Origin of the sequence: Thermophagus xiamenensis (genome assembly GCF_900112795.1) — a bacterium.
Classification (GTDB): domain Bacteria; phylum Bacteroidota; class Bacteroidia; order Bacteroidales; family Marinilabiliaceae; genus Thermophagus; species Thermophagus xiamenensis.
This window is the reverse complement of sequence record NZ_FONA01000039.1, coordinates 1-5,575: the sequence shown is the minus strand read 5'-3', so window position 1 is coordinate 5,575 and position 5,575 is coordinate 1. Positions and strand designations below refer to the sequence as shown.

Here is a 5,575-nt window from a genome sequence, read left to right as displayed (position 1 = left end):
ACTTTCTGTATTACTTGTACAGAAAGGCTTCCGGAAGCGTTGCGTTTCTTTCTGACAAACATAGAAATAAATTTGGGACACCCAAATTTAAAAAAATCGTGATTGATTTACAGGTAGTTAAGCGGGTGTCCCGAAAAAGTGCGGAAAACAGGATGGCTTGTGCCGGCCTGCAAGTTTGGGTTTAATCAATTTAATCGATGATAATTGTATTATCTCTTTTTTCTACCTCTCTGTATTTAAGCAGTAAATCTTTTTCGTCCAAAATATGGGATATTTCTTCACCTATACTTTCCATAAGGGTAAATGCTGCCTCAAAAACGTCGGTTTTGGCGTAGAAATGCTCATGTGAGTAGTTAAGATACTTAACAATACGAAAGGAGTTGAAAGTGGCGTAAAAACGCTTTAAAAAGGTTTTTTCGCTATTGCTGTTGGTGAGAATTATTGATAACTCTTCTTCAAAATTGGTGTTAAGAAGAAAGCTGCGGAGCGGTCCGCTTAAATTATAGGCCCAAATTTCCAGTTTATCGGGGGAAATGGCCCTTAATTCTTTGGCGCGGGAGAAGAAATTATGCAGGTCGTTAAAAGCTTCCGGATTGTAGGTTTTTCCTAGCTTTTTAGTGCCATTCAAATGTTCCCGTATGGAGGCACCCGTTCCAAAGACCACCCTGTTCGATGGTCGGGGCGAGGGATATACCGTGGTGGTGGTAATTTGTCCGAATCCCCCTAGCGGTATTAGCTTTTGTAAAAAGTAGAAATCTTCACCGGCCTGTTTTCGTGGCATCCCTCCCGCCTGTACGTACTTGATGGCTCTAAAGCTCATGCACGAGCCAATGGTATGACTGGCATAGGGAAAGCCTGTTTGTTTTAACGCCAGCAGGTAATATCTTAAATGAAGTTCATAGAGGGTGATGGCCTCATACACTTCACTGGGAAAATGTATGCCATCCAGTGGGTGTTCAAAGTAGATAACGGCAGCCTGGTGTTCCGGTGTTTGGTACCATTCTTCAATGGCGGTAAAGTAATTGGGCGCTACCGGTGAATCGGCATCCAGACAGCTTATAATTCCATTGGGCCGATGAATGGCATGGAATCTTCTAATCGCTTCATCCAACCCTATTTTTCTGGCCATTCCTGCGCCAAAATGTTTTTTACGTAACTGATAGGCTTCCAATGAGTAAATCTGAAGCCACGGCACTTGATACTTCTGGCTATATTCGCTCAGTGCCCGCTGACATTGCTTTTGTTCTTCCTGAATAGCAGGACTGTCTTTCTCGGATGTGTTTAACACCACAATAACTTCGACCGTCCCTGATGGTGGCTGACAAGCCCTTAATGAGTCCAGCGTTCGAAACAGATAATCTTTTTCCCGATAGGAGGGAATAACCACTATTTGTGTCAAATCCACCGGCGGAGGGGTGGATACTTTATATTCAGGGGTGTGTTTCTCTAAATAATTATCAAATAGCGCTTTTATTTTTTCCTCTGGGATCATAATCGTTCGCACCAATAAAAGCCAGGTCATTGGTTTAAAATTGTCAACGACCTGGCTTAATTAAATAAGCCTCTTCTATATTTTTAATTTTAATCTTCCGAACTTTTTTTTGATTTTTGATATCGCTCGTTTAAAATACTCACCACCTCATCGGTAATATCCAAAACCTTTTCGGCATAAAGAATGTTGTCGCCCAGGGTGTTACTAAGAACCAATTTCAATGATTTGGCCTGGGCATATTCTTGCAGGAAATTGGTAATGGTATCCCTGAGCTCACGGTTCATTTTATTTTGTTTTTCCATAAGCTCAGCCGACAACTTGTTGTTCAGTTCTTTCAGTTTTTGTTCCTGCTCCCTTAACCGTTGCTCTTCCTTTTGTGCTCTTTCCAGGCTTAAAAAGGCATTGTTTTGAATTTTCCGCTGAAAGGCACGCATATCGTCCTGAAATATTCTGGCGCGTTCATTAAAGTCGGCCCTGGATGATTCTTCTTGTTTTAGAAGTTCTTCATTAAGAAATTGGGCATACTCATAACTTATTAATAAAGAATCGGTGTTAATATATGCAATGGGAAAAGCGCCATCTTGAACACCGCTGCCGTCGATATTAGCATCTTGTGATGATTTTTTGTCATCGGAAAGAACGATGAAGAAAAGGGTAGCGACGGCTATTAACAGAATGGCGTTTAGGACGATTGAAATATTCTTCATATTATAAATTTAGTTTTTTGAGTTGTACGTGTTTATAGTTCACAATTGACAGTTAAAGATTGGACAAAAGATATATATTTTTCTGAAACTTACCGATAATTTTTTTATTGAAAAATTTAAGTTCTTTTGGATATAAGGATTATGATGGCAAATATAACTGTATTGTTAAAATATTAAAAGGTAATTAAACTATTTTAGAGGTCAGTTCCTTTAAAAAATTACGATATTTTTCGAAAGCTGGCATAGCCATCCAGAATAGCTGTAATGGCTATAAAAATAATCCAGTAAGAACGATGAAAATAAATGGCAACTCCTGCGGCTATAAGGGATAGGGCGCTGACCAAAAGTATCGCATTTATGCGCTTTCGAGGGGATATGGATACCGAAAAATTGTAAATTCTTATTCCGGTAAAAGGGATAAGGCCTGCGGCATACACTCCTAATGCGGCCGGAAGGTTGGTCATTTGCATTACTATTCCGCAAAAGATTAATAGCATACCCGCATAATAGAGTATGCTGAGCAAACGATATTTATTCATGATATTTTAAACTGATTAAATCCAACTATGGGTTCTATAACCGTAGGGAAGTAGCCGGCAGTATAACAGAACGGTTACTGAAAAAATAATTATTCTTCGATCACCACAAAAATCGTTTCGTCCGGTTTTTTCATAAGATACTGTTCCCGGGCAAATTTTTCGAGGTTTTCAGGGTTACTCTGTAGCTCTTCCATTTTCTTTTTGTTGTTGATAATTTCCTGTTGATAATGTATTTTTTGCCGTTCCAATTCTTTTATCCTTTGTGACAATTCATGCCGTTCCAATAGGTTGTTCTGGTCGAAAAAACTAATCCATATCAGGAAAGCCAGAAAAGCAATGACGTATCTGTTTCGCAACAACGGAACCAGCAGCTTTACTATTGTTTTAACAGCTTTCTTCATGGTTTCAGTTTTCTATTGTGCTTAATGGATAGCTTCTTCATCTTTAAAGGGGACTTCTGATTTCGCCTTTGTCTTATGCCGCAGCTTTTCAATTTTATTGTACAACTAACTCGTGCTATATGATTGATACTGAGCACCGGCATTCGCAATTCCGGTGCCAATTATCTACTCACAAATTTAACCATTTATCGTGATTATGCAATTAAGGTTAGGTGGTAGTATTAATTGGGGTAATTGTTAGGTAGCCTGTTTAAAAGCTTTTGCTGCCTTTTTCTGTCTCCAAACAGGTGTCCTTCAGGATTAACAGCCGTTTTTTTACGGGGGTATCAATAAAAAAATCGCACCCTTGCCGCAACTTAAATTGTGGGGTGTTGGGTGCGATCTGTTGGAAAAGCTTAATGAAAAACTAGGCTAACTCATCCTCCTGCATGAAGGGATATTTAAAATCGGTAGGCGGAACAAAGTTTTCCTTAATGGTTCGTGGCGATACCCAGCGAATAAGGTTAAGGAGTGAACCTGCCTTATCGTTGGTACCCGAACCACGTGCTCCGCCAAAAGGTTGTTGTCCTACCACAGCGCCGGTGGGCTTATCGTTAATGTAGAAGTTACCGGCCGCATTAACCAAAGCTTTGGTGGTTTTTTCAATAATATAACGATCTTGGGCAAATACAGCTCCGGTTAATCCATACATTGAAGTTTTGTCCAGAATATCCAATGTCTCATCATATTTCTGATCATCGTAAACATATACAGTCAATATTGGGCCAAAGAGTTCTTCCTGCATGGTGCGGTAGTGTGGATTGGTGGTCAGGATGATGGTTGGCTCAATAAAGTAACCGGTTGATTTATCGCACTTGCCGCCGGCAATAATTTCTGCTTCGGGATGACCGGCAGCCTCCTTGATAACGGCTTCCAGTTTATCAAACGAAGCTTCATCGATAACGGCATTAACAAAGTTGCGGAAATCTTCGGGCGGTCCCATTTTTACTTCGCCAAGCTGCCTGAGGACCTCGTCGCGTATTTCGTTCCACCGGCTGGCAGGCATATAAGCTCTCGAGGCTGCCGAACATTTTTGGCCCTGATACTCGAAAGCACCGCGGGTGATGGCCGTAGCTACTGCTTTGACATCGCACGATTTATGGGCAATGATAAAATCCTTTCCACCCGTTTCGCCCACTATTCTGGGATAGCTTTTGTATCGGTGAATGTTGTTACCAATGGTTTTCCATATTGATTGGAACACCTCGGTGGAGCCGGTGAAATGAAAACCGGCAAATTCGGGATGCGAAAATACTTCTTCGGCTACTACCGGTCCCGAGGCAAATACCATGTTGATAACACCGTCGGGGACGCCTGCCTCACGGAAGATTTCCATAATGACATGCGCCGAATAGATTGCCGTTTTGGAGGGTTTCCATACCACCACGTTACCCATCATGGCCGGTGCCGAAGGCAGATTGCCGGCTATTGAGGTGAAATTAAAGGGCGTCAGCGCAAAAACAAAACCTTCGAGCGGACGGTATTCCACCCTGTTCCAGGTGGTGGGCGACGATGATGGCTGATCACCATATATCTGCGTCATATAATAGACGTTGAAACGTAAAAAGTCGGCTAGCTCGCAGGCACTGTCGATCTCGGCCTGAAAGACGTTCTTCGATTGCCCCAGCATGGTGGCCGCATTGATTTTCTGGCGGTAAGGTCCGGCAATCAAATCGGCCGCTTTAAGGAATATGGATGCCCGGTGTTCCCAGCTCAGGTTTGCCCAATCGGTACGGGCTCGCAAAGCGGCGTCAATGGCCTGATGAACTTGCACTTCATCGCCCTGATGATAATATCCCAAACAATGGTTTAAGTCATGAGGCGGATGAATAGAGACTTTGTTGCCGGTTCTCACCTCTTCGCCACCAATAAACATGTGAATATCCATTTCCTGCGAACGGAAGAGCTTGAGCTGTTTTTTTAATTCGCTTCTTTCGGCGGTACCGGGTGCATAAGACAATATGGGCTCATTTTTTGGCGGAGGCACCTGAAATATTCCTTTTGGCATAGCATTTGTTTTTTGAAGGTTTATATTTCATTCGTATATAATTTATTTAACACATTGGTCGAATGGAACTCGCATGGCTTAATAAAATTTATACATGTTCTTTTGTGGCAAAAGCCGCCATGCTCGTTTCATTCGTATATAATTTACTTATATAATTAGTTTAAAGTCCATTATGGCCATCCCTCACCCCTTAATCCCCTAAAGGGGAAATTTCCCAACCCGCAATCATAAAATCGATAAATCTCACTTCTGCCTTCTGCCTGTGCACTTCTGCCTATATCATTTTATACATGTTCTTTTGTGGCAAAAGCCGCCATGCTCGTTTCATTCGTATATAATTTACTTATATAATTAGTTTAAAGTCCATTATGGCCATCCCTCACCCCTTA

6 protein-coding genes are annotated in these 5,575 nt (G+C 41.7%); 1 reads left to right on the top strand and 5 read right to left on the bottom strand.

The genetic code is table 11. From position 1 onward, the window contains the following. Positions 1-185: hypothetical protein (locus tag BM130_RS15590; protein WP_217645617.1), on the top strand; the 185-nt coding region annotated here is incomplete at its 5' end. Positions 186-190: 5 nt separating this feature from the next. On the opposite strand, the gene BM130_RS14905 is transcribed toward BM130_RS15590, so the two are convergent. The 5 genes from BM130_RS14905 to pruA all read right to left on the bottom strand — a co-directional run bounded on the left by BM130_RS14905 (position 191) and on the right by pruA (position 5,186). Next, entirely contained in the window at positions 191-1,522 is a 1,332-nt protein-coding gene (locus tag BM130_RS14905; protein WP_074964418.1) for a glycosyltransferase family 2 protein, read from the bottom strand. 59 nt (positions 1,523-1,581) lie between these two features. Then, positions 1,582-2,199 (bottom strand): OmpH/Skp family outer membrane protein, encoded by a 618-nt coding sequence (locus BM130_RS14900; RefSeq protein WP_010527657.1) that lies wholly within the window; start codon positions 2,197-2,199, stop codon positions 1,582-1,584. A gap of 218 nt (positions 2,200-2,417) precedes the next feature. Continuing rightward, entirely contained in the window at positions 2,418-2,738 is a 321-nt protein-coding gene (locus BM130_RS14895; protein ID WP_010527658.1) for a hypothetical protein, read from the bottom strand. Positions 2,739-2,827: 89 nt separating this feature from the next. Then, positions 2,828-3,139 (bottom strand): FtsB family cell division protein, encoded by a 312-nt coding sequence (locus BM130_RS14890; protein WP_010527659.1) that lies wholly within the window; start codon positions 3,137-3,139, stop codon positions 2,828-2,830. A 406-nt stretch (positions 3,140-3,545) separates the two neighbouring features. Continuing rightward, positions 3,546-5,186: an L-glutamate gamma-semialdehyde dehydrogenase gene (gene pruA, locus BM130_RS14885; RefSeq protein WP_010527660.1), complete on the bottom strand. Its 1,641-nt coding sequence runs from the start codon at positions 5,184-5,186 to the stop codon at positions 3,546-3,548. Between the last annotated feature and the right edge of the window lie 389 nt (positions 5,187-5,575).

Bases quoted from the DNA above. Each gene is read 5' to 3' on its own strand.
- pruA (WP_010527660.1), bottom strand. From the start codon at position 5,186: ATGCCAAAAGGAATATTTCAGGTGCCTCCGCCAAAAAATGAGCCCATA.
- BM130_RS14890 (WP_010527659.1), bottom strand. From the start codon at position 3,139: ATGAAGAAAGCTGTTAAAACAATAGTAAAGCTGCTGGTTCCGTTGTTG.
- BM130_RS14895 (WP_010527658.1), bottom strand. From the start codon at position 2,738: ATGAATAAATATCGTTTGCTCAGCATACTCTATTATGCGGGTATGCTA.
- BM130_RS14905 (WP_074964418.1), bottom strand. From the start codon at position 1,522: ATGACCTGGCTTTTATTGGTGCGAACGATTATGATCCCAGAGGAAAAA.
- BM130_RS14900 (WP_010527657.1), bottom strand. From the start codon at position 2,199: ATGAAGAATATTTCAATCGTCCTAAACGCCATTCTGTTAATAGCCGTC.